Origin of the sequence: Streptomyces lydicamycinicus (genome assembly GCF_000829715.2) — a bacterium.
GTDB lineage: Bacteria > Actinomycetota > Actinomycetes > Streptomycetales > Streptomycetaceae > Streptomyces > Streptomyces lydicamycinicus.
In genome coordinates, this window is the sequence record NZ_BBNO01000011.1 from 98,044 (window position 1) to 121,632 (window position 23,589).

24 protein-coding genes are annotated in these 23,589 nt (G+C 71.2%); 7 read left to right on the forward strand and 17 right to left on the reverse strand.

The window, feature by feature from the left end; all coding sequences use genetic code 11:
• The first annotated feature begins 358 nt into the window (after positions 1-358).
• Positions 359-1,237, forward strand: coding sequence for a class I SAM-dependent methyltransferase (locus tag TU31_RS33325; RefSeq protein ID WP_042161666.1), 879 nt, complete (start codon positions 359-361; stop codon positions 1,235-1,237).
• Between the two features lie 19 nt (positions 1,238-1,256).
• On the opposite strand, the gene TU31_RS33330 is transcribed toward TU31_RS33325, so the two are convergent.
• Positions 1,257-2,699, reverse strand: coding sequence for an alkaline phosphatase PhoX (locus TU31_RS33330; protein ID WP_042161668.1), 1,443 nt, complete (start codon positions 2,697-2,699; stop codon positions 1,257-1,259).
• A gap of 250 nt (positions 2,700-2,949) precedes the next feature.
• Positions 2,950-4,458, reverse strand: a complete 1,509-nt coding sequence (locus TU31_RS33335) for a hypothetical protein (protein ID WP_042161670.1) — start codon at positions 4,456-4,458, stop codon at positions 2,950-2,952.
• A gap of 255 nt (positions 4,459-4,713) precedes the next feature.
• On the opposite strand from TU31_RS33335, the gene TU31_RS33340 reads away from it, so the two are divergent.
• The 3 genes from TU31_RS33340 to dapA all read left to right on the forward strand — a co-directional run bounded on the left by TU31_RS33340 (position 4,714) and on the right by dapA (position 7,930).
• On the forward strand, positions 4,714-6,552 hold the full coding sequence (locus TU31_RS33340) for a DUF8508 domain-containing protein (RefSeq protein WP_042161671.1): 1,839 nt from the start codon (positions 4,714-4,716) through the stop codon (positions 6,550-6,552).
• Between the two features lie 125 nt (positions 6,553-6,677).
• Entirely contained in the window at positions 6,678-6,827 is a 150-nt protein-coding gene (locus tag TU31_RS39265; RefSeq protein ID WP_167536074.1) for a hypothetical protein, read from the forward strand.
• Between the two features lie 146 nt (positions 6,828-6,973).
• Complete coding sequence (dapA, locus tag TU31_RS33345) at positions 6,974-7,930, forward strand: 4-hydroxy-tetrahydrodipicolinate synthase (protein WP_042161672.1); 957 nt, start codon at positions 6,974-6,976, stop codon at positions 7,928-7,930.
• Here the strand turns inward: dapA and TU31_RS33350 are convergent.
• From TU31_RS33350 to TU31_RS33405, 12 genes are all read right to left on the reverse strand, one after another.
• Positions 7,842-8,786: an EI24 domain-containing protein gene (locus TU31_RS33350; protein ID WP_045867348.1), complete on the reverse strand. Its 945-nt coding sequence runs from the start codon at positions 8,784-8,786 to the stop codon at positions 7,842-7,844. The genes dapA and TU31_RS33350 overlap by 89 nt on opposite strands.
• A 99-nt stretch (positions 8,787-8,885) precedes the next feature.
• Positions 8,886-9,881: a 2,3,4,5-tetrahydropyridine-2,6-dicarboxylate N-succinyltransferase gene (gene dapD / locus TU31_RS33355; protein ID WP_042161675.1), complete on the reverse strand. Its 996-nt coding sequence runs from the start codon at positions 9,879-9,881 to the stop codon at positions 8,886-8,888.
• Positions 9,882-10,003: 122 nt separating this feature from the next.
• Positions 10,004-10,543, reverse strand: a complete 540-nt coding sequence (locus TU31_RS33360) for a TetR/AcrR family transcriptional regulator (RefSeq protein WP_042161677.1) — start codon at positions 10,541-10,543, stop codon at positions 10,004-10,006.
• Positions 10,543-10,863, reverse strand: a complete 321-nt coding sequence (locus TU31_RS33365) for a DMT family transporter (RefSeq protein WP_042161679.1) — start codon at positions 10,861-10,863, stop codon at positions 10,543-10,545. The genes TU31_RS33360 and TU31_RS33365 overlap by 1 nt, the downstream gene beginning before the upstream one ends.
• A gap of 124 nt (positions 10,864-10,987) precedes the next feature.
• Complete coding sequence (locus tag TU31_RS33370; RefSeq protein ID WP_018091854.1) at positions 10,988-11,323, reverse strand: metal-sulfur cluster assembly factor; 336 nt, start codon at positions 11,321-11,323, stop codon at positions 10,988-10,990.
• Positions 11,320-11,778: a Fe-S cluster assembly sulfur transfer protein SufU gene (gene sufU, locus TU31_RS33375; RefSeq protein ID WP_030411905.1), complete on the reverse strand. Its 459-nt coding sequence runs from the start codon at positions 11,776-11,778 to the stop codon at positions 11,320-11,322. Before sufU ends, TU31_RS33370 begins: the two co-directional genes overlap by 4 nt.
• Before the next feature lie 54 nt (positions 11,779-11,832).
• On the reverse strand, positions 11,833-13,089 hold the full coding sequence (locus tag TU31_RS33380; protein WP_042161682.1) for a cysteine desulfurase: 1,257 nt from the start codon (positions 13,087-13,089) through the stop codon (positions 11,833-11,835).
• Positions 13,086-13,850 carry a Fe-S cluster assembly ATPase SufC gene (sufC, locus tag TU31_RS33385; RefSeq protein WP_042161683.1) on the reverse strand — a complete coding sequence of 255 codons (765 nt, stop codon included), beginning with the start codon at positions 13,848-13,850 and terminating at the stop codon, positions 13,086-13,088. The genes TU31_RS33380 and sufC overlap by 4 nt, the downstream gene beginning before the upstream one ends.
• A 7-nt stretch (positions 13,851-13,857) precedes the next feature.
• Complete coding sequence (locus TU31_RS33390) at positions 13,858-14,175, reverse strand: non-heme iron oxygenase ferredoxin subunit (protein WP_018091858.1); 318 nt, start codon at positions 14,173-14,175, stop codon at positions 13,858-13,860.
• Positions 14,172-15,356: a Fe-S cluster assembly protein SufD gene (gene sufD / locus TU31_RS33395; protein WP_042161685.1), complete on the reverse strand. Its 1,185-nt coding sequence runs from the start codon at positions 15,354-15,356 to the stop codon at positions 14,172-14,174. The genes TU31_RS33390 and sufD overlap by 4 nt, the downstream gene beginning before the upstream one ends.
• Positions 15,357-15,443: 87 nt before the next feature.
• A complete protein-coding gene (gene sufB / locus TU31_RS33400) occupies positions 15,444-16,865 on the reverse strand; it encodes a Fe-S cluster assembly protein SufB (protein WP_042161687.1) in 1,422 nt (473 codons plus the stop codon).
• A complete protein-coding gene (locus tag TU31_RS33405; RefSeq protein WP_042161689.1) occupies positions 16,862-17,719 on the reverse strand; it encodes a helix-turn-helix transcriptional regulator in 858 nt (285 codons plus the stop codon). The genes sufB and TU31_RS33405 overlap by 4 nt, the downstream gene beginning before the upstream one ends.
• Positions 17,720-17,995: 276 nt before the next feature.
• Between TU31_RS33405 and TU31_RS33410 the strand changes: the two genes are divergently transcribed.
• From TU31_RS33410 to TU31_RS33420, 3 genes are all read left to right on the forward strand, one after another.
• Complete coding sequence (locus TU31_RS33410; protein ID WP_042161691.1) at positions 17,996-18,958, forward strand: ABC transporter ATP-binding protein; 963 nt, start codon at positions 17,996-17,998, stop codon at positions 18,956-18,958.
• Positions 18,955-19,761 (forward strand): ABC transporter permease, encoded by an 807-nt coding sequence (locus TU31_RS33415; protein ID WP_042161693.1) that lies wholly within the window; start codon positions 18,955-18,957, stop codon positions 19,759-19,761. Before TU31_RS33410 ends, TU31_RS33415 begins: the two co-directional genes overlap by 4 nt.
• 88 nt (positions 19,762-19,849) lie before the next feature.
• Positions 19,850-20,854, forward strand: a complete 1,005-nt coding sequence (locus TU31_RS33420) for a COX15/CtaA family protein (RefSeq protein ID WP_042161695.1) — start codon at positions 19,850-19,852, stop codon at positions 20,852-20,854.
• Here the strand turns inward: TU31_RS33420 and TU31_RS33425 are convergent.
• The 3 genes from TU31_RS33425 to TU31_RS33435 all read right to left on the reverse strand — a co-directional run bounded on the left by TU31_RS33425 (position 20,827) and on the right by TU31_RS33435 (position 23,411).
• Positions 20,827-21,891, reverse strand: a complete 1,065-nt coding sequence (locus TU31_RS33425; RefSeq protein ID WP_181018725.1) for an amidohydrolase — start codon at positions 21,889-21,891, stop codon at positions 20,827-20,829. The genes TU31_RS33420 and TU31_RS33425 overlap by 28 nt on opposite strands.
• A 136-nt stretch (positions 21,892-22,027) precedes the next feature.
• The gene (locus TU31_RS33430) at positions 22,028-22,408 is read right to left on the reverse strand and encodes a hypothetical protein (RefSeq protein ID WP_042161697.1); all 381 of its coding nucleotides are present in this window, start codon (positions 22,406-22,408) and stop codon (positions 22,028-22,030) included.
• 46 nt (positions 22,409-22,454) lie between these two features.
• Positions 22,455-23,411 carry a heme o synthase gene (locus TU31_RS33435; protein ID WP_078886094.1) on the reverse strand — a complete coding sequence of 319 codons (957 nt, stop codon included), beginning with the start codon at positions 23,409-23,411 and terminating at the stop codon, positions 22,455-22,457.
• Positions 23,412-23,589 lie beyond the last annotated feature (178 nt).

Genomic DNA, 23,589 nt, shown 5'->3' on the forward strand with positions numbered 1-23,589 from the left:
CTCTGACGGCCCCGCCGCCGTCAGGGAAGCGGGCCGCCGCGCCTCCTCCACGCGGCACCGGCCCCGCCACCGCGCGAGCCGTTCGGAGGGCTCCGCCGGCCCCGCGCGGCCACTTCCCCGCGGCACCATCGCCGCGACGCCCCCTCCCGCGGCGCCGCCGCCGACGGATGCCCTTCCCTGGTGCGTCGACGGACCGGGATCGAGAATTGTTGTCGTCCGTGACGTCGAGCCCGGCAACCTCTCCTCCCCCGGCCACAGGCCCCCGGATCCCGCCCTCTCCGCCACGCCCTGCCGCCTCGCCCCGTCACGGCAGAGCCCGTCACGGCATGTCCCCCACGGCACGCACGAGGAGCGTTCGATGACGCAGCAGCCGCCGCCGGCCGGCCCCGCGGACCCCCCGGACGGCCCAGCGTCCCCGGACCTTCCGGAACGGGTCGCGCGGGTCTACGGCGAGTTCGACCTCAGCACCGTCCCCGCCTTCGCCGGCGGCTTCATCAATTTCGGGTACTGGACGGGTCTGCCCGGCCCGGCGGACCGCAAGCTGACCCGGGCCGACCGGGTGCGCAGCGAGGAGGACCTCTACCGCCTGGTGCTGGGAACCTTCGACCGGACGCGGGGCCGCACCGCCCTGGACGTCGGCTGCGGACGCGGGCTGGGCTGTGCGCTGGCGCTGCGGGAGTTCGGACTGGAGCCGGTCATCGGGCTGGACGCGCACCCCGACCAGATCGCCCGTGCCCGGGAGACCAACGCGGACCTGCTCGCCGCGTTGGGGGACTCCCCCGGCCGGCTGGAGTTCCTCCTGGGCGCGGCCCAGCGCATCCCGCTCCCCGACGGCTGTGTCGACTGTCTGTTCTCGGTCGAGGCGGCGCAGCACTTCCGCGATCTGCCCGGTTTCGCCCGGGAGGCCGCGCGGGTGCTGCGCCCCGGCGGCCGGCTGGCGCTGACCACCTTCTTCGCCCGCACCCGGGCGGCCGCCCGCGCCCTGCCCGAGCTGCTGCCCCCGTACGCCGACGGCCTGGACGTCCCGCATGTGGTCGACGAGGTCGCCGCGACACTGACCGCGGCGGGGCTGCGGGAGGTGCGGGTCCGGCCGATCGGCGACGGGGTCTGGGAGCCCTACGACCGCTATATGGCCCAGCAGCCGGAGCTCCACGACGACGAGTGGCCGCGCCGCTATCTGACGGCGTATGAGACCGGTCTGCTGGACTACTACCTGCTGACGGCGGCGGGCGGCTGAGCCGCCGCCCGCCGTGCGGCTACCGCTGCCGCTGCCACGGCCCGGTGATGGCCAGCATGATGCCGGGCTCCTGGATGTTGGCGAACAGCGTCCGCCCGTCCGGGGAGAACACCGGCCCGGTGAACTCGCTGAACTCGGGCTCGGCCGCGGTACCGATGTTGAGCTCGTTGCGTGCGATCGGGTAGGTCCGGCCGTCGTCGGTGGCCCCGAAGAGGTGCTGGACGCCCTCGCCGTCCTCGGCGATGATCAGCCCGCCGTAGGGCGAGACGGTGATGTTGTCGGGGCCGTCGAGCGCATCGTCCTTCGACGGGTCGGGGTTGACGCCCAGCAGCACCTTCAGCGTCAGCGTCCGCCGCCGGGGGTCGTAGAACCAGACCTGGCCGTCGTGCTGGACCGGGCTCTCGTCACGGGCGTACGAGGACACCACGTACGCGCCGCCGTCCGCCCACCACAGGCCCTCCAGCTTGCGGGCGCGGGTGATCTCGCCGTCCTTGAACTGCTTGCGCACCGAGACGTTACGGGCGTCGCGGTCGGGGACCTCGACCCAGTCGACGCCGTAGACGGTGCCGGTCTTGGTGGCGCGGGAGAGGTCGTCGACGAACCGGCCGCCGGAGTCGAAGCACTTGAACGCCTCCAGTACGCCGGAGTCGGCGGCGAGGGAGCGCAGCCGGCCGCGGCCGTGGCGGAAGCCGTGCGGCGGGGTCCAGCGGTAGAAGAGGCCGTTGGGGCCGGAGGCGTCCTCGGTCAGGTAGAGGTGGCCGCGCTTGGGGTCGACGACGACGGCCTCGTGGGCGTAGCGGCCCAGCGCCTTGAGGGGCTTGGGGTCGCGGCCGGCGCGGCGGTCGTGGGGGTCGACCTCGAAGACATAGCCGTGGTCCTTGGTCATGCCGTGCTCGCCGGCCTTGTCCTCGGTCTCCTCGCCGGTGAGCCAGGTGCCCCAAGGGGTGGTGCCGCCCGCGCAGTTGGTGGAGGTACCGGCGATGCCGACCCACTCGCCGACCGGGCTGCCGTCCTTGGCGACCTCGACGACGGTGCAGCCGCCGGACGCCGCCGGGTCGTAGACCAGTCCTTCGGCCAGCGGCACCGGGTGCGGCCAGTCGGCGCGCGGGCCCTTCAGCTCGTGGTTGTTGACCAGGAGGGTGGTGCCGCGGGGGCCCTCGAAGGTGCCGGTGCCGTCGTGGTTGGAGGGGGTGGACTCACCGCTGTCGAGCTTGGTGACCCCGGTCCGGGTGATGATCCGGTACGAGAACCCGGCGGGCAGCGCGAGGATGCCGTCCGGGTCCGCGACCAGCGGGCCGTAGCCGATGCCGGATCCGTCCGCCGCGCCCTCCTGGCCGCCGTCCGGTGCCTCGGCGCCGATGGCTCCGGGCGCGGTGGCCAGCACGCCGACGCTGCCGGCCAGGGCGACCCCGGCACCGGTGAGGGCGGAACGCTTGGCGAAGTCTCTGCGGGTGAGCGGCATTGTCATCTCCTGGATGGCCGGATTCTTCTCCCCTTGCCTGCGGGCACACGCTCTCGTGCGCCATCGAACTCCAGTTGAACGCGATGCGACATCCGGGAAGCGGTTGGCACGCGGCGGCGCCTCCCCGGCCGTCGGGCGGCCGCCCGGAGAAACAGACCGCGGCACAAAGGCGTGTCCGGCGGACCGGGGGCGCCCCCGGTCCGCCGGACATCCCCCGGGTGCACCGTCCGGGTCCGGCCGTGCGGTGTGCTCAGCCGGACTGTCGCGAGCGCGCCTTGAACGCGGCCTTACGCGCCTCCTTGGCGGCCTTCTTGTCCGGGTGCAGCCGGCCCATGGCCTCCAGGACGTCGGCGGTGGCCGGGTGGTCCACCCGCCAGGCGGTGTCGAAGAACCCGCTGTGCTGTGCGGTCAGGCCCTGTACCAGGTCGCGCAGCTCGGTCGTGGCCTCGTCGGCGCTGTCCAGCTGGGCCGCGAGGGTGTCCACCGTCAGCCAGAAGACCATCTCCTGGGACGGCTCGGGGATGCCGGACAGCGCGCGCTCGGCGAGCCAGACCCGGGCCAGGCCGCCGAGCTGCCGGTCGTCGAGCACCTCGCGCAGCGCGGCCTCGGCGTCCGGCGAGACCAGCGAGAGGGTCTGCTGGGCGGCGAGCCGGCGCCGCGGGGCGCGCTCGTCGTCCCCACGGGCGGCGGTGAGCAGGTCCCGGGCGGCGTCCAGGGGCGTACGGGCGGCGAGCCAGAGCTCGGACTCGGCCTGGGCGAGCGCTTCGCGGTAGTCGGGCAGCTCGTCCAGGAGGACATCGGCGCCCTTGTCGGTGAGGTCGCCGACCGCGGGGGCGTGTACGCCCGCGTCCAGCATCCGCGCGCGCACGGCGTAGACACCGAGCGGGGTGAGGCGGACCAGACCGTAACGGGAGACGTCCTCGTCGGTCAGCGGATCGGCGGAGGTCCCCCCGGGCTTCTGGGGGAGGGCCGTCTCGCCGTCCTCGTCCAGCTCCTCGATGAGGGCCTCGTCGACGGGCTGGTAGGCGACCAGGCCGATCGGCTCCAGCACCCGGAACTGGTCGTCCAGACGCATCATCGCCTCGGAGACCTCTTCGAGGACATCGTCCGTGGGCTCGTCCATATCGTCCGGGACGATCATGGAGGCGGCCAGCGCGGGCAGCGGAACCTCCTGGTCAGGGCGCTCGTTCAGGGCCGTGAGCAGATAGAGGTTGCCGAGGATGCCGTCCAGCAGCTCGGCCTCCTCCTCGGGGTTCCAGTCGAGCGCGTCCAGGTCCAGTTCGCCGCCCTCGGTGAGCTGGTCGGCGAGGTCGGCGAGGTCGGGGGCGGCCGCGTCGGCGAGCACGGTCTCCATGCCGCCGAGCCAGATGTCGAGGACGTCCTGCGGGCTGCCGGAGGTGAGCAGGCCCAGCTCCTCACCGGGGGTGGCGATCCCGGCCGCGGCGTCGTCGGGCAGGTCGGCGCCGTCCTCGCTCTCCTCGGTCTCCGCGATCTCCACGAGACCGGTGTCCACCGCGAGCTGCCAGGCCTCGGCGGCGTAGGCGGGGCCGTCCTCGTCGCCGGCCAGCCCGAGGTGTTGGGTGGCGGCGGCCAGTGGCTCCGCCAGGATCTCGCCGCCGACGCCGACCGGCACGCCGCGCTCCGCCCAGCGGGCGAGCTTCGCGGCGCGGGCCATCAGGGGGGCGCTCAGCGCGTCCCGGGCCAGTTCCGCTTCGGAGTGCAGCCGCACCGGCGGCAGGGTGGGGCGGTCTGCGGACATCGGGTGCTCAGCTCCTCGGACGGACTACGGCTGGGGTACCTCCCAGCGGTAGCTGGGGAGTGCGCCGCCCAAGCGTAGACGGAATTCTCCGTATCTCGGACGGTTCACCCCCGCGCCCCCTTCTGGTTACCCGCAGAAGCTTGACAACTCCCTTGTGTGCACAAGAGATTGACGCAGATCGACGCGCGTAGCGTGCGCCGGTCCCGCTTCGTTTCGACGTTGCCCCAGCCACCCCCCAAACCCTCGGAGGCATGCATGCCGTCCCGTCGCTCGCTCCGCAGACCGGTCACCGTCGCCGCGGTGGTCTGCGCCGCCCTGGCCGGCGGACTGCTGACCGCCACCCAGTCCGCCTCGGCGGCCGGCGCCCGGATCCACGACATCCAGGGCAGCACCCGAATATCCCCGCTGGCCGGACAGCAGGTCAGCGAGGTGCCCGGTACGGTCACCGCGATCCGCTCGTTCGGCTCGGCACGCGGCTTCTGGGTGCAGGACCCGCACCCGGACCGCGATCCGGCCACCAGTGAGGCGGTCTTCGTCTTCACCGGCAAGGAGACACCGAAGGTCACGGTCGGTGACGCGATCACCTTCTCCGGCACGGTCAGCGAGTACTACCCCGGCGGCAAGGACGCCGGTCTCCAGTCGGTCACCGAGATCACCGACGCGACCTGGAAGACGGTCTCCGCCGACGCCCCGCTGCCGGCCGCTTTCACCCTCAAGCCGGCCTCGGTGCCGAACCGTTACGCCCCTGACGCGGGCGGCAAGAGCATCGAGTCCCTGAAGCTGCGCCCCGGCTCGTACGCCCTGGACCGCTACGAGTCGCTGGAGGGCATGCGCGTCGCGGTGTCGAACGCGCCGGTCGTCGGGGCGACCAACCCCCATCACGAGCTGTGGGTGACCGCCGAGCCGAAGCGCCACCGCACGGCCCGCGGCGGCACGCTCTACGGCTCGTACGCGGACCCCAACGGCGGCCGGGTCAAGGTCGCGTCGCTGATCCCGTTCGCGCAGCAGCCGTTCCCGGTGGCCGATGTCGGTGACGCACTGACCGGCACCACCGCCGGGCCGCTGGACTACGACAGCTTCGGCGGCTACACGCTTCAGGCCACCGAGCTGGGCAAACTCGCCGACAAGGGCCCCGAGCCGGAGAAGACCCGCAAGCAGAAGTCCGACGAGCTGGCGGTGGCCACCTACAACGTCGAGAACCTCTCCCCCAGCACCCCGCAGGCCAAGTTCGACCGGCTGGCCAAGGGGCTGGTGGAGCACCTCGCCACCCCCGACGTGGTCGCGCTGGAGGAGGTCCAGGACGACAGCGGCACCAAGGACAACGGTGTGGTCACCGCCGGGGAGACCCTCAAGAAGCTGACCGAGGCGATCAAGGCGGCCGGCGGCCCGGCATACGAGTGGCGGCAGATCGACCCGGCCAACGACCAGGACGGCGGCCAGCCCGGCGGCAACATCCGGGTGGCGTTCCTGTTCAACCCCGAGCGGGTCTCGTTCACCGACATCAAGGGCGGGGACGCCACGACACCGGTGAAGGTGGTCGACGACCACGGCAAGGCCACGCTGTCCGCGTCCCCGGGCCGGATCGCGCCGGCCGACCCGGCGTGGAAGACCAGCCGCAAGCCCCTGGTCGGCCAGTTCTCGCTCAAGAGCCGCCCGGGGAGCCGGGTGTTCGTGATCGCCAACCACTTCAACTCCAAGGGCGGCGACCAGGGGCTGGACAGCCGCTTCCAGCCGCCCGCCCGGAGCTCGGAGACCCAGCGCACCGCCCAGGCCGGGCTGGTGAACACGTTCGTCAAGGAGCTGCTGGCCAAGGACCCGAAGGCCGCGGTGGTGGTGGCCGGTGACCTCAACGACTACCAGTTCTCGCCGGCCCTCAAGGCCCTCACCGCCGGGGGTGTGCTCACCGACCAGGTCGACCGGCTGCCGGCCGCCGAGCGCTACGGCTATGTCTACAGCGGCAATTCGCAGGTGCTGGACCACATGCTCACCAGCCGCCGGCTGACCCGCGCCGACTACGACATCGTGCACCTCAACGCCGAGTACGCCGACCAGGCCAGCGACCACGATCCGCAGGTGCTGCGGATCCGCCCGTAGCACGGCGGAAGGTCACCGCACGTGACTCCCCCGTCACCCGTCCGGCCCACGTCCGGGGGCCAACTGCCACCGGGGGTGCGGTACTGGGCAGGTAAGCACCATTCGGCGAGACATAGGGAGTCATCATGCCGAAGTCCCAGAACCGTAAGTCGGGCAACAAGGACCGTGCCGCCGAGCGGCGCGCCGACCAGCGGAAGCCGAAGTCGTCGGAGGAGTCCGCTTCCGAGCGGACCCAGGACCTGAAGCGTTCGCGGAATGGCCTGACTGGCGCGTGATGGGCCTGTGATGCCCGAGCGGCCGTCGCACCTGAGGGTGCGGCGGCCGCTTCACGTTTCCGGGCCCCGCTGGCGTAGCGATGCTTAACAAACCCACCAGCACAACTAAGTGGACGTGAATTATGAGGCGCCCTCACACTCCTGGCATGACCACCCTGACCGCCCCCCGCACCGCCGCACCGCCCTTCGGGCGCACCGCGGCCGCCATGATCACCCCGTTCACCGCCGACGGCGCGCTCGACCCGGACGGCGCGCAGCAACTCGCCACCCGCCTCGTCGACGACGGCGGCTGCGACGCACTGGTGCTGAGCGGCACCACCGGGGAGTCCCCGACCACGTCGGACGCCGAGAAGGAGACCCTGCTGCGGGCCGTGGCCGAGGCCGTCGGCGACCGGGCGCGGATCATCGCGGGGGTCGGCACCAGCGACACCCGGCACACCGTCTCCCTGGCCCGCGACGCCGAACGGGCGGGCGCCCACGGCCTGTTGGTGGTCACGCCGTACTACTCGCGGCCCACCCAGGAGGCCGTCGGCCATCATCTGCGGACGGTCGCGGACGCCACCGGACTGCCGGTGATGCTCTACGACATCCCGGGCCGCACCGGCACCGCGCTGAGCACCCGGACCCTGCTGCGGCTGGCCGCCCATCCGCGGATCGTGGCGGTCAAGGACTGCGGCTACGACCTGCTGAAGACGGCGAAGGTGCTGGCCGCGACGGACCTGGCCTACTACGCGGGCTGCGATGAACAGATCCTGCCGCTACGGGCCCTCGGCGGCGCCGGCTGCGTCAGCACGGTCGCCAATGCCGCACCCCGGGCGGTGCGCGCCGTACTGGACACCTATGACGCCGGCGACACGGCCGCGGCGGCCCGCCGTCAGCTCGCCCTGGTCCCGCTCATCGAGGCGGTGACCGGCGGGGAGACCCCCGGCACGGTCACCACGAAGGCGCTGCTCCAGCACCTCGGGCTGCCCGCGGGACCCGTGCGCGGCCCGCTGCTGGCGGCGGACGCCGAGCTCACCAGCCGGCTGGTGGACGCGCTGCGGACGACCCTGGACCGGACTGCTGATGCGGATACCGCGGTGCCTGCGGGTGTCCCTGGTTAGGCGGGTAGGGGGCGGGCGGCGGCCCGAAGCCGCCCGGCGCGCCCGGCTGCCCGTACGGAGCCGCGGTCTGGTCCGGGCCGGCGGCCGCCTCGCCCGGCGCCGGCCCGGACGGCTCGTCCGGGCCCGGCACCAGGTCGCGGACGAGCAGCGTCGCGCCGGCGACCGCGCCCGGCATCAGCACCACCGCGACGAACGGGATCAGGAACAGCAGCACGATGGGGGTACCGAAGCCGACCGCGAGCGCCTTGCGGCCGCGCAGCAGTCGGAGCCGTTCGCGCACCGGGATCTCCCGGCGCTGCATGGCCACCGAGGTCAGCTCGACGGCGAGGAAGAAGCCGGAGACACAGAAGCCGATCGCGGGGATCACGGTCTGCCCGATGAACGGGACGAACCCGAGGACGAACAGCAGGATGCCGAAGCCGGCGGCCCGCAGCAGCACATGCACGCTGTCCCGCAGCGCGATCCAGATCTCCTGCCACAGCGGCCGGTCCGGGGACGGCGGGCAGTGCCCCTCGGACTCCTCGACCTTCTCCGAGAGCGACTCGTAGAAGGGGTCGCCGATCAGCAGGGTGACCGCGGTGAACGTCAGCACCGAGAGCATCAGCCCGCCGGCGAACAGCAGCCCCACGAACACCCCGCGCAGCAGCCCCCGCCAGGGCTCGTCCCAGCCGTCGGCGAACGGCGTCGCCCAGGCCGCGATATCGCCGGACCAGATGGCCAGCACGGTGAGCACCGCGGCGTACAGCACCAGGGCGATCAGCGCCGGAATCAGCCCGAATCCCCACCACCGGCCGTGCTGGGCGACCCAGCGCTGCCCCTTGCCCAGATACCGCATCCCCGCTACAAGATCACGCATGGCGCAAAGCTTATCGGCGGGCGGCCGGGCCGGGGAGCGGGGTGGCGACAACAACGGCCCGGCGGGACGCCCGCCGGGCCGTGGTGTGACCGTGACCGCTCAGTTGTGGCTGTGCAGCACCTCGTTGAGGCCGCCCCAGTCCGCCTTGTTCGGGCGGGCCTCGACGGCGCCGGTGGTGGAGTTGCGGCGGAAGAGGATGTTGTCCGCGCCGGAGAGCTCCAGGGCCTTGACGATCTGGCCGTCGGGCAGCGTGACCCGGGTGCCCGCGGTGACGTACAGACCGGCCTCGACGACGCACTCGTCGCCCAGCGCGATACCGATACCCGACTCGGCGCCGAGCAGGCAGCGCTCGCCGACCGCGATGATCTGCTTGCCGCCGCCGGACAGGGTGCCCATGGTGGAGGCGCCGCCGCCGATGTCGGAGCCGTCGCCGATGACCACACCCGCGCTGATCCGGCCCTCGACCATGGAGGTGCCCAGCGTCCCGGCGTTGAAGTTGACGAAGCCCTCGTGCATGACCGTGGTGCCGGCCGCGAGGTGCGCGCCCAGCCGCACCCGGTCGGCGTCCGCGATCCGCACGCCGGTGGGCGCGACATAGTCCGTCATCCGCGGGAACTTGTCGATGCCGGTGACCATCAGGTGCAGCCCCTCGGCGCGGGCGTTCAGCCGTACCGTCTCCACCCGGTCGACGGCCACCGGGCCCAGCGAGGTCCAGGCGACGTTGGACAGCAGGCCGAAGACGCCCTCCAGGTTCTGCCCGTGCGGCTTGACCAGCCGGTGGCTGAGCAGGTGGAGGCGCAGATACGCGTCGTGGGCGTCCAGCGGCTTGTCGTCGAGGGAGGCGATGACCGTGCGGACGGCGACGACCTCGACCTCGCGGACCGGGTCGGGACCGATCGCCTTGAGCACGGCGGCGCCCAGCAGTTCGGTGGCGCGCTCGTCGTCGAGGCGCTCGGTGCCGGCGGGGCCCAGGCCGTCGGCGGCGGCCAGCTCGGGTGCCGGGAACCAGGTGTCGAGAACGGTGCCGTCGGAGGTGACGGTGGCGAGCCCGGCGGCGACGGCGCCGGTCGTACGGGAGGTAGCAGCTTCGGTCATGTTCGAAACCTAACCGGAGGGCGCCCGCCGAGGCGAACCGGTCTCAGCGATCGGGCCGGTCCGTAGGGTCGCACCACCGGGTTCGTACGGGTGCACAAGGCGCGCGCCGCCGGGGCCGCCGCTCAGCCCAGCACCCCGGCCAGCCCGGCCCGTACCGACGTGGGGTCGAAGGGCTGCCCGGTCAGCAGATGCTGGAGCGTCAGCCCGTCGGTGAAGGCCACCACGGCCCGCGCGGTCCGGACGTCGCCGATCCGCTGTCCGAGCAGCCGCACCATCTCGTCCAGGCACTCCGCGGCGATCGGCCGCACCGCCTCGTGCCGCAGCGCCGCCAGATACAGCTCGTACTCCAGCACCATCCGCGAGCGGTCCCCGCTCAGCGTCTCCTCGACGAGCCGAGCAACCTCGTCGGTGAGCGGCACCGCCGGATCGATCCCGTCGGCCCAGCGCGTGAAGTCGGCCAGCCACTCGCCGTTGACCTGCCGCAACGCTGCGACCAGCAGTTCGTCCAGGGTCGAGAAGTGGTATGTGGTCGAGCCGAGCGGGACATCCGCCGCGGCGGCCACCGAGCGGTGGCTGAGCCCGGCGATACCGCGCTCGCCCACCACGGTGATCGCCGCGTCGATGATCCGCTGCCGCCGGTCCGGGTCGTAGCGCCGGCCCATCAGTGCGCCCCGCCCAGGTTCAGCACCACGACACCCGCGATGACCAGCAGCACCCCGAAGATCTTCAGCGCACTGGTGCTCTCCCCCAGGAAGGCCATCCCGATCGCGGCGATCAGCGCCGTGCCGACACCGGCCCAGATCGCGTAGGCGGTGCCGACGCTCATCGTCCTGAGCGTCTGCGCGAGCAGGAAGAAGGCGAGCAGGTAGCCCGCCGCGGTGTACAGCGACGGCCACAGCTTGCTGAAGCCGTCGCTGTATTTCATCGCGGTGGTCGCGAGGACCTCGGACAGGATCGCGCCGGCGAGCATCAAAGGGGCCATGCGTACGAGCGTACACAACGTTGCGTACGGGCGTACATATCCCTGCGCGGGCCCCGGAACGCCGAAACGGCCGTGCCCGCCAGTGGTGACTGGCAGGCACGGCCGTAGCGCTGAGGAGATCTCGTCAGACGTTGAAGCCCAGCGCGCGGAGCTGCTCGCGGCCGTCGTCGGTGATCTTGTCCGGGCCCCACGGGGGCATCCAGACCCAGTTGATCTTCAGTTCGTTGACGATGCCGTCCGTGGCGGACTTCGCCTGGTCCTCGATGACATCGGTCAGCGGGCAGGCCGCGGAGGTCAGCGTCATGTCGATGGTGGCGATATTGGCCTCGTCGACGTGGATGCCGTAGATCAGCCCCAGGTTGACGACATCGATGCCCAGCTCGGGGTCCACGACGTCGTACAGCGCCTCGCGGACCTCCTCCTCGGAGGCGGGCTTCGTGGTGGTCGGGGTGTCGGTCATGCGGTCTTCGCCTCCTCGGAGAGGGCCTTGGCCGTGGCGTCCTTCCAGGCCATCCAACTGAGCAGCGCGCACTTCACACGCGCCGGGTACTTCGAGACACCGGCGAACGCGACCGCGTCCTCCAGCACCTCCTCCATGGCGTCATCCGGCTCGACCTGCCCCTTGGACTGCATCAGCTCCAGGAACGTCTCCTGGATCTTCTGCGCCTCGCCGAGCTCCTTGCCGACCAGGAGGTCGTTGAGCACCGACGCGCTGGCCTGGCTGATGGAGCAGCCCTGGCCCTCGTAGGAGACATCCTCAATCGTCGCGCCGTCGAGCCGCACGCGGAGCGTGATCTCGTCACCGCACGTGGGGTTGACATGGTGCACCTCGGCGTCGCCGTCCCGAAGACCGCGCCCATGGGGGTGCTTGTAGTGGTCCAGGATGACGTCCTGGTACATGGAATCCAGCTTCACGGCTCAGTCAGTCCTCGTCCTCATCCGCTGTGCTTGTTAACCGGCTGTGTCTGTTTAACCGAAGAAGTTGCGGACGTGCTCCAGGCCCTCGACCAAGGCGTCGACCTCGGCGGGCGTGGAGTACAGATAGAACGACGCTCGCGTGGTCGCGGGAATTCCGTAGCGCAGGCAGACCGGCCGTGCGCAGTGGTGACCCACCCGGACCGCGATGCCCTGCTCGTCCAGCACCTGGCCGACGTCGTGGGGATGGATGTCGCCGAGCGTGAAGGAGATCGTCGCCCCGCGGTCCTCGGCCGTGCTCGGGCCGATGATGCGCAGGTCGGGGACCTCCAGCAGCCGCTTGACGGCGTACTCGGTGATCGCGTGCTCATGCACGGCGATGTTGTCCATGCCGATCGAGGTGAGGTAGTCCACGGCCGCGCCGAGGCCGACGGCCTGGGCGATCGGGGGCGTACCGGCCTCGAACTTGTGCGGGGCGGGCGCATAGGTCGAGGAGTGCATCGAGACGGTCTCGATCATCTCGCCGCCGCCGAGGAACGGCGGGAGGTCCTCCAGCAGCTCCTGGCGGCCCCAGAGGACGCCGATGCCGGTCGGGCCGCACATCTTGTGGCCGGTGAAGGCCACGAAGTCGGCTTGCAGCGCCTGCACGTCCAGCACCATGTGCGGGGCGGCCTGCGAGGCGTCGATGCAGACCAGCGCGCCGACCTCCTGGGCGCGGCGGATGATCGTCTCGACCGGGTTGACGGTGCCCATGATGTTGGAGACCAGCGTGAAGGAGACGATCTTCGTCTGCTCCGTGATGACCTCTTCGATGTTGGACAGGTCGAGACGGCCGTCGTCGGTGATGCCGAACCACTTCAGCTTCGCGCCGGTGCGCTGCGAGAGCAGCTGCCACGGGACGATGTTGGAGTGGTGCTCCATCTCCGTGATGACGATCTCGGTCTCGCGGTCCACGCGGTAGGGCTCATCGGCCCAACCGAGCATGTTGGCCACGAGGTTGAGCGACTCGGAGGCGTTCTTGGTGAAGATCACCTCGTCGCGGCTCGGCGCGTTGATGAAGGCGGCGACCTTGTCACGGGCGCCTTCGTACAGCGCCGTGGCCTCCTCGGCGAGCACATGCACGCCGCGGTGGACGTTGGCGTTGTGACGTTCGTAGTAGGCGTTCAGGGCGTCGAGGACCTGGCGCGGCTTCTGGGAGGTCGCCGCGTTGTCCAGGTACACGACCTTCTTCCCGTCGTGGACCTGGCGGTCCAGAAGGGGGAAGTCCTTACGGATCGCCTCTGTGTCGAGGAGGCCCGGCAGCTGTGTCACGCGGTTGCGCCACCCTTCGTGTATGCCTCGTAGCCCTCGGCCTCGAGCTTGTCCGCGAGCTCCGCGCCACCGGACTCGGCGATCCGGCCGTTGGCGAAGACATGGACCTGGTCGGGCTTGATGTAGCGCAGGATGCGCGTGTAGTGGGTGATCAGCAGGGTGCCGACCTCGCCGGTCTCGCGGACGCGGTTGACGCCCTCGGAGACGGTGCGCAGCGCGTCGACGTCGAGGCCGGAGTCGGTCTCGTCGAGGATCGCGATGGCCGGCTTGAGCAGCTCCAGCTGGAGGATCTCGTGGCGCTTCTTCTCACCGCCGGAGAAGCCCTCGTTGACGTTGCGCTCGGCGAAGGCGGGGTCCATCTGGAGGCGCTGCATGGCCTCCTTGACCTCCTTGACCCACAGCCGCAGCTTGGGGGCCTCGCCGCGGATCGCGGTCGCGGAGGTGCGCAGGAAGTTGGAGACCGAGACGCCGGGGACCTCGACCGGGTACTGCATGGCGAGGAAGACGCCGGCCCGCGCGCGCTCGTCGACGGACATCTCCAGGACGTCCTCGCCGTCGAGGGTGACGGTGCCGCCGGTGATCGTGTACTTGGGGTGACCCGCGAGGGAGTAGGCGAGGGTCGACTTGCCGGAGCCGTTGGGGCCCATGATGGCGTGCGTCTCGCCCTGCTTCACGGTCAGGTCGACGCCCTTCAGGATCTCGCGCGGGCCGTTCTCGGCCTCGACGGAGACGTGCAGGTCGTGGATCTCAAGCGTTGCCATGGGGAACTCAGGACTCCTGGGTGACGGAGACGAGCACGTCGTCCCCTTCGATCTTTACGGGGTATACGGGGACGGGGCGCGTCGCGGGAAGGCCGTTCGGCTTGCCGGTGCGCAGGTCGAAGCTCGAACCGTGCAGCCAGCACTCGATCGAGCAGTCCTCGACCTCGCCTTCGGAGAGCGAGACGTTCGCATGCGAGCAGATGTCGTTGATCGCGAACACCTCTCCCTCGGTGCGGACCAGGGAGACGGGCGTGCCGTCGAGTTCCACCCGCTTGGGGGTGTCCTCCTCCAGCTCGCTGAGCGCCGCTGCGCGTACGTACGTCATGCCGCGGACGCTTCCAGCTCGGCCTCGATCTTGCTCATCAGACGCTCTTCGACGTCCGGGAGACCGATCTGCTGGACCAGCTCGGCGAAGAAGCCGCGGACGACCAGTCGGCGGGCCTCGTCGGCCGGGATACCGCGGGCCATCAGGTAGAACAGCTGCTCGTCGTCGAAGCGGCCGGTCGCCGAGGCGTGGCCGGCGCCGACGATCTCGCCGGTCTCGATCTCCAGGTTGGGCACCGAGTCGACCCGCGCGCCGTCGGTGAGGACGAGGTTGCGGTTGAGCTCGTAGGTGTCCGTACCGGTCGCCGAGGCCTGGATCAGCACGTCACCGATCCATACGGCGTGCGCGTCGTCGCCCTGGAGCGCGCCCTTGTAGACGACGTGGGAGCGGCAGTTGGTCGCCTCGTGGTCGACGAAGAGCCGGTGCTCGTGGTGCTGGCCCTGCTCGGTGAAGTACAGACCGTAGAACTCGGCCTCACCGCCGGGGCCGGCGTAGCTGACGCGCGGGTGCAGCCGGACGAGGTCGCCGCCGAAGGTGACGACCACGGACTTGAAGCTCGCGTCCCGGCCGACCAGGGCGTTGTGCTGGCCCGCGTGCACCGCGTGGTCGTCCCAGTCCTGGACGGAGACGACGGTCAGCTTGGCGCCGTCACCGAGGAGGTAGTCGACGTTGGCGGCGAGCACCGCGTCACCGGTGTGGTCGATGACCACGACCGCCTCGGCGAACGCGCCGAGCTCGATGACCTGGTGGCCGTAGGCCGTGCCGCCCTCACCGTGGACGGTGATCCGGATCGGCTCGGAGAGCTGTGCCTCCTTGGGGACCGAGATCACCGACGCCTTCTCGAACGAGCTGTACGCCTGGGCGGCGACCCGGTCGACGGGCTTGCCGGCCTTGCCGACCCGCGGGTCGGCGCGGTCGACGAGCTCATGCGTGACGCCCTCGGGCGCGGTGATGTCGATCTTCAGGTCGGGACCGCCGGCCTCGGCGCTGCCGTCGTGCAGGCCCTTCAGGCGCGCGAGAGGCGTGAAGCGCCACTCCTCCTCGCGGCCGTGCGGCACGGGGAAGTCCGCCACGTCGTAGGACGGCGGGGCGCTCATCCTCGTGGCGACGGTGGACTCCGCCGCCACCGCGAGGGAGCCGGTGGTGGTGGAACCCGCCGGGATGTTCTGAGCCTCAGCCATGGCTGTCGTAGTGCTCGCTTTCTGGTTGCGATCCTCGGCCTGCCCGCAGGACGGCCGCCGCGTCGGTCGTTGAGTGTGCCGTGGCCGTCAGCCGACCGCGCCTTCCATCTGGAGCTCGATCAGGCGGTTGAGCTCCAGCGCGTACTCCATCGGCAGCTCACGGGCGATCGGCTCGACGAAGCCGCGGACGATCATCGCCATGGCCTCGTCCTCCGACAGACCGCGCGCCATCAGGTAGAAGAGCTGGTCCTCGCTGACCTTGGAGACGGTCGCCTCGTGGCCCATCGACACGTCGTCCTCGCGGACGTCGACGTAGGGGTAGGTGTCCGAACGGGAGATGGTGTCCACCAGCAGGGCGTCACACAGCACATTGGACTTGGAGCCCGCGGCGCCCTCGCCGATCTCGACCAGACCGCGGTAGGAGGTCCGGCCGCCGCCTCGCGCCACCGACTTGGAGACGATGTTGGAGGAGGTGTTCGGCGCCATGTGGACCATCTTGGAGCCGGCGTCCTGGTGCTGGCCCTCGCCCGCGAAGGCGATGGACAGGGTCTCGCCCTTGGCGTGCTCGCCCATGAGGTAGACGGCCGGGTACTTCATCGTCACCTTGGAGCCGAGGTTGCCGTCGACCCACTCCATGGTCGCGCCCTCGTAGGCGACGGCGCGCTTGGTGACCAGGTTGTAGACGTTGTTCGACCAGTTCTGGATGGTCGTGTAGCGGCAGCGGCCGCCCTTCTTCACGATGATCTCGACGACCGCGGAGTGCAGCGAGTCCGACTTGTAGATCGGCGCCGTGCAGCCCTCGACGTAGTGGACGTAGGCGTCCTCGTCGACGATGATCAGCGTCCGCTCGAACTGGCCCATGTTCTCGGTGTTGATCCGGAAGTAGGCCTGGAGCGGGATGTCGACGTGGACACCCTTGGGCACGTAGATGAACGAGCCGCCGGACCACACCGCGCTGTTCAGCGACGCGAACTTGTTGTCGCCGACCGGGATGACCGTGCCGAAGTACTCCTGGAAGAGCTCCGGGTGCTCCTTGAGCGCGGTGTCGGTGTCCAGGAAGATGACGCCCTGCTCCTCCAGGTCCTCACGGATCTGGTGGTAGACGACCTCGGACTCGTACTGCGCGGCGACACCGGCGACCAGGCGCTGCTTCTCCGCCTCGGGGATGCCGAGCTTGTCGTAGGTGTTCTTGATGTCCTCGGGCAGGTCCTCCCAGGAGGCGGCCTGCTGCTCGGTGGAGCGGACGAAGTACTTGATGTTGTCGAAGTCGATGCCCGACAGGTCCGAGCCCCAGTTCGGCATGGGCTTCTTGTCGAACAGCTTCAGCCCCTTGAGGCGGAGCTTGAGCATCCACTCCGGCTCGTTCTTCTTGGCCGAGATGTCGCGGACGACGGCCTCGGAGAGACCGCGCTTGGCGGAGGCGCCGGCCACGTCGGAGTCGGCCCAGCCGTATTCGTACTTGCCCAGGCCCTCGAGCTCAGGGTGAGCAGTCTCCGTGGGGAGCGTCATGCGGGGTTCCTCCCGGCCGTGCTTGCAGATGCTGTGGTGGTCTTACTGGTGCGTGCGGTGCTGTGAGCGGCCTTGCCGGCACCGGCCTTCGGGACGAAGGTCGTACACACCCCATCGCCATGGGCGATGGTGGCAAGACGCTGTACATGGGTCCCGAGCAATCGGGAGAAGACCTCGGTCTCCGCCTCACACAGCTGCGGGTACTGCTCGGCGACATGGGCGACCGGGCAGTGGTGCTGGCAGAGCTGTTCACCGAGCTGGGGATTGGGGGCGCTGCGCGCCGTAGCAGCGTACCCGTCCGCGGTCAACGCCTTCGCAAGGGCCTCGGTACGGGCCTCCGGCTCGGCGGCCTCGACGGCCTCGCGGTAGCCCTCGGCCTGCGCCGCGAGGCGGGCGCGGGCGAACGCGGCGACGGCCGCCTCGCCCTTCTCGCCGCCCCCCGCGCTCTGCGCGATCCAGCGCAGCGCATCGGAGGCGAGCTGGTCGTAGGCCTGGTCGAAGGCGTCCCGCCCGCAGTCGGTGAGAGCGAACGCCTTGGCCGGGCGGCCACGGCCACGGGTGCCGTAGACGCGCTTCTCGCGGGGCTCGACGACGCCCTCCGCGGCCAGCGCGTCCAGATGCCGCCGGACGGCCGCCTGGGTCAGCTCCAGGCGCAGGGCGAGCTCGGCCGCGGTGGACGGACCGTGGTCGAGAATGGAGCGGGCGACCCGGTTGCGGGTGCCCTGCTGTTCGTCGTGCGGCGCCGCGGCGTGGGAGACGGGCCCCCGCCGCTCGGTCTTCTCGGGCGCGGAGGCGGCCGGCCCGTCGGTCTGCTCGACCGGGGGCCCTTCCTGTTCCTCGCTCGCGTATTTCACAACGCCATTGTTGCGTAATTCGTCAAAGCGATTCAAGCCTCGCCCGGCCGTCGGCGGGTGGCCTCTATCACTTAGGGTTACCTAATTCAAGTCCCCGGAGGAGTGGCGAAAGCGGCGCCGACCTGCGCGGGCGTCCGCCGGGCCGGCAGCGGCGGACAGCGGTTTCAGGCCCCCGAAATCCGTTCGGTCCCACACCGCCGGATCGGGGAACGAACAGCTTTCCGGGCCCTCGCCCCCATTGAAGCCCGGCCCGCCACTCTCCGTAGACTGCCCGGCATGCCCAGCACCTCCCCGGGGGGCGACCCCCGGCCTCCCGGCCGAGAGCCCGCCGTCGAGATCACCGGCCTGGTCAAGCGCTACGGGACCAAGACCGCCGTGGACGGGCTCGACCTGACCGTCGCGCGCGGCGCGGTGACCGCCGTGCTCGGCCCGAACGGCGCCGGCAAGACCACCACCGTCGAGACCTGCGAGGGCTACCGCCGCCCGGACGCCGGCCGGGTGCGGGTCCTGGGCCTGGACCCGGTCGCCGACGCCGCGGCACTGCGACCGCGCATCGGCGTGATGCTCCAGTCCGGCGGCGTCTACGCGGGCGCCCGGGCCGAGGAGATGCTGCGGCACACCGCCACCCTGCACGCCCACCCGCTCGACGTCGGCGCGCTCATCGACCGGCTCGGCCTGGGCAGCTGCGGCCGGACCCCCTACCGGCGGCTCTCCGGCGGCCAGCAACAGCGGCTGGCGCTGGCGATGGCCGTGGTCGGCCGCCCCGAGCTGGTCTTCCTGGACGAGCCGACGGCCGGACTCGACCCGCAGGCCCGGCACGCCACCTGGGACCTCGTACGGGAACTGCGCGCCGACGGCGTCAGCACCGTACTGACCACGCACTTCATGGATGAGGCCGAGCAGCTCGCCGACGATGTCGCGATCATCGACGGCGGCCGGGTGATCGCCCAGGGCAGCCCGGACGCGCTGTGCCGCGGCGGCGCGGAGAACAGCCTGCGTTTCACCGGCCGCCCCGGACTCGACCTCGCCTCGCTCCTCAAGGCGCTGCCCGCGGACAGCGCCGCCACCGAGCCCGCCTCCGGCGTCTACCGCGTCCACGGCAAGGTGAATCCGCAGCTGCTGGCCACCGTCGCCTCCTGGTGTGCCCAGAACGGCGTGATGCCCGACGCGATAGCCGTCGAACGCCACACCCTGGAGGACGTTTTCCTGGAGCTCACGGGCAAGGAGCTGCGCGCATGACCACCACTGAGGCCGGTGGCGTCACCGGCACCTTCAGCCCGCGGCCCGGTGCGGCTCCGCTGCCCCGGATGATCCGCGCCCAGGCGGCCCTGGAGACCAGGATGCTGCTGCGCAACGGTGAGCAGCTGCTGCTGACCGTGATCATCCCGACGCTGCTGCTGGTCCTGTTCTCCGCCGTCGACATCATCGCGGTGCCCACCGCCACGGCCGGCGGCGCGGGCAGCTCCGTCGACTTCCTGGCGCCCGGCATCCTGGCGCTCGCCGTGCTGTCCACCGCCTTCACCGGCCAGGCCATCGCCACCGGCTTCGAGCGGCGCTACGGCGTGCTCAAGCGGCTCGCCGTCTCGCCGCTGCCGCGCTGGGGGCTGATGACCGCCAAGACCTGTGCGGTGCTGGTCACCGAGGTCCTCCAGATCACGCTGCTGACGGCGGTCGCGCTCGCCCTGGGCTGGTCCCCGCAGGGCAACCCGCTCGCGGTGGCGGCGCTGCTCCTCCTGGGCACCGCTGCCTTCTCGGGCCTGGGCCTGCTGATGGCCGGCACGCTCAAGGCGGAGGCCACCCTCGCCGCGGCCAACCTGGTGTTCCTGCTGCTGCTGGTCGGCGGCGGCGTGATCGTCCCGCTGGAGAAGTTCCCGGAGGCCGCGCAGAGCGTGCTCGGGCTGCTGCCGATCACGGCGCTGTCCGACGGGCTGCGCGAGGTGCTCCAGCACGGCGCCGGCCTCCCCTGGCCGGACCTCGGCATCCTGGCGGTGTGGGCGGTGCTGGGGCTGGGGGCCGCGGCGCGGTTCTTCCGCTGGGAGTAGGCGGCCGGGGCACGGCCCCCCTGGATGGTTCCGTGGCGAACGCACCCCTCGTGAAAGTTTGCACAAGGGCCCGCATACGATGGCTCCCGTGCCGAACACGCTGAATCCCCTTGAGCTGATCGCCCGCCGCTGGCAGCCGTCCGCGGCCTTCGTGCGACGGGCCGCGCTGGCCACCGTCGTGATGGCCGTGATCATCGTCGTCACGGGTGGCGCGGTCCGGCTCTCCCAGTCCGGGCTGGGCTGCTCGACCTGGCCCAAGTGCACGCCGGACAGCCTGACTCCGACCGCCGCGATGGGCATCAACGGCCTCATCGAGTTCGGCAATCGCATGCTGACGTATGTGCTGTGCGCGGTCGTCGGACTGTTCATCATCGCCGCCCGCGCCCGTCACCCCCGGCGCCGCTCGCTCACCCGGCTCGGCTGGGCGCAGTTCTGGCTGGTCATGAGCAATGCCGTCATCGGCGGTATCACGGTTCTGACCGGCCTGAACCCGTACATCGTCAGCTCGCACTTCCTCGCGGCCACGGCGCTGCTCACGGTCGCCGTGCTGAGCTGGCAGCGGGCTGGCGAGGGCGACGAGGAGCCGCGCGACCTGGTCGCCCGTCCGGCGCGGCAGCTGGCCTGGCTGCTGGTGGCCGCGACCGGCGCGCTCACCGTCATCGGCACGGTCGTCACGGGCACCGGCCCGCACGCGGGGGACGCCAAGAAGGTCCACCGCATCCCGCTGGACTGGCAGGAGATCACCCAGCTTCACGTCGACTTCGTCTACATCGTCGTCGGCCTGTCCGTCGCCCTGTGGTTCACACTGCGCGCCGTCAAGGCGCCGGCCGCACCGCGCCGGATGCTCCTGGAGCTGTTCGCCTGTATCGCCGCGCAGGGCGTCATCGGCTACGTCCAGTACTTCACGGGCCTGCCCGAGATGGTCATCGGGCTCCACATGCTGGGCTCGGCCCTGGTGTGGATCTGGGTGCTGCGGGTCTGTCTGTCGTTGCGCGACCGCGGTCCGCTCCAGGAGGAAGAGCCGAGCGAGCCCGCCCCCTCCGGCGAGGATGCGGCACCGGAGCCTCAGGCGGCCTCCGCGCTCAGCCGGTAGACCCGGCGCGCGGTCCCGAACCCGACCGTCTCGGTGATCCGCCGCCCGTCCCCGGGCCCGCACAGGCCCTCGTCGGTCCACTCCCGTACCAGCCGCGCCATGGCCCGTACGAAGCACCGGGCGCCGGTCACATAGAGCTCGGGCAGCCCGCGGGCCCCCGACGAGAACAGCAGCTTGCCGAACGGTGCCCGGCTCAGTGTCTCCTCGGGGCAGGGCCCGGCGTCCGCGTAGACATGGGCGTGCACCGCGGCGAGCTGCGCCGCCCGCCGGTGGTGCGGCGGCTCCGGCAGCAGGACGAGGTCCGCGCCGATGCCCGTGGTGGCGCGCAGAAAGGCCGCCAGCGGCTGTGGATCGGGGCAGTGCAGCTGGACCGGCAGACCGGTCGCCACCGCGCTCCACAGCAGATGCCGGACGAGCGCGGGCTCCCCGAGCCGCTCCCCGGGCCGGCGGCGGCGCAGCCAGCGGTCCGCGGCCCGCCGCACCTCACCGGCCTCCGGGGCGCGCCCCTCGCAGTGGGTGGCGCCGGAGGCGAAGGCGGTGGCGTGCTGGGCCGCGGCGTAGAGCGCCTCGGCGGTGTAGCCGATGAAGGAGTCGACGCTGCCGGAGGTGTCGGCGACCTGCTCGGCGAGCGGTTCGAGCCGTACCACCTCGTGGGCAGGGGCCGCGGCTGCGGTGGCGAGTTCGGCGGCCGAGGTCAGATCGCTGGGCGCCCCGGCCGCCAGCAGGAACGTGCCGATCCCGGAGCCGCGCAGCAGCATGCGTCCGGCCCGGTAGGCGCCCATCTCGCGGCGGCGGGCCAGATAGCGGGCAGGCGGGCAGTGCGGTTCCAGACCGAGCAGCGGGGGGCACCAGCGGCGTATCGCGAGGCCGGTGAAGCTGTCGAAGTAGCTGGTGCCGGCGGGGGCCGGGCCATGGGCGCCGGCTGCGGCGGCGAGGTGGGTCTCGAAGGAGCCGAGGCCGAGCTCGTCGTGCACCGCGCCGAAGCTGTACTGGTCGATGAGCGGTGGCTGATCTACCAGGAAGGGAAGGCCGTCCATCCGCTTCTCCTCGCCGAGAGCCCGCCGGACGCGGCCGAAGCGCCGCGCCTGGTGGGCTTAACGGACGAGGTGGTGGTGAGGTAGCGGGCTCCGCTTCCGGCGTACGCTCCGGCGCACGGCGCCCGGGTAGCGCGCGTCAGCCGTTGGCCGGGCCGCCGACCTGGATGCCCGCCATCCGGGACCACTCGTAGCGACCGGTGCGGACCTTGGCGGCGAGGTCGCCGTCGAAGTCGTCCTGAAGCGTGATGCCGGACGCCGTGGCGGCGTCCTTGGCGGAGTCGAAGGAGTCCGCGACGAGGTTGCCCCATTCGCCGTTGGCCCCGACGAGGGCGATCCGGACGCGGCCGCGGCCGATGTGCGCGAGCTGGCCCTCGGCGCTGCCGCCGTGGCTGTCGGCGAAGGCGCGGATCTGCTTGGTGAGCCTGGCCGTGCGCCGGCCGGCCCGCTTGTCGGCCGCCGTGCCGGCCGCCGCCTCCACCTGCTCTTCCGACTGCTGGGTGTCTGCCATACCCAGCATGCTACCCGCGAGTACGGCTTTTGGAGAGGGTGATCCCCCACACCTCTCAGCGGAGGAAGGGGTCCACGGCGACGGCGACGAAGAGCAGCGACACATAGGTGATGGACCAGTGGAACAGCCGCATCTCCTTGAGCTTGGCGCCCGTGATGCCGGCCTTCGCGCGGGCCTGGAGACCGTGTGCCTCCTTGAGCCAGAAGGCTCCGCAGGCGAGCGCGACCGCGGTGTAGAACCAGCCGGTGTAGCCCAGCGGCTGGAGCAGCAGCGAGACCGCCACCATCACCCAGCTGTAGGCGACGATCTGCCGGGCGACGACCTTGTTGCCCGCGACGGCCGGCAGCATCGGCACCCCGACCCGCTCGTAGTCGTCCTTGACCTTCATCGACAGCGGCCAGTAATGCGGCGGCGTCCAGAAGAAGATGACGAGGAAGAGGATGAACGAGGCCCAGGAGACCGAGTTCGTCACCGACGACCAGCCGATGAAGACCGGCATACAGCCGGCGATACCGCCCCAGACGATGTTCTGGCTGGTACGCCGCTTGAGGATCATCGTGTAAACGACGACATAGAAAAGCAGCGCACCGAGCGACAGCATCGCCGACAGCGGGTTGACGAGGACCCAGAACCAGGCCGTGGAGCCCACCGCGAGGGCGGTCGCGAAGACCAGGCATTCGGCGGGGCTCACGATGCCGGTGACCAGCGGCCGCTGGGACGTACGGTCCATCAGCGCGTCGATGTCGCGGTCGAGGTACATGTTGAAGGCCGCGGCGCCGCCGGCGGAGAGGTATCCGCCGATGCAGGTCGCCAGGACGAGCCACAGATCGGGCACGCCCTTGGCCGCCAGGAACATCACCGGCACCGTGGTCATCAGCAGCAGCTCGATGACCCGTGGCTTGGTCAGCGCCACGAACCCTTTGACGCGGGCCCCGAACGGCCGCTCACCGGGATTCCCGGGGACCTGAGAGAGCGCCCCCGCAGGTCGGGATTCGACGGCCGTCACGCACACCCCTGGAAGTAACGTCAGCGGCCTCTGCCGCAGAAGAGAAAGGCATGCAAGCCCATCCTGCGGTGAAGACGCGGTGTAGGGCTTGCGCGTACCACGCCACTTTAGACGTTGGCCATACAGCGATCTTCGCGGGGGTGGGGTCGTGTTGGGCGGCGGGCGGCCGTGCGGCGGCGGCACC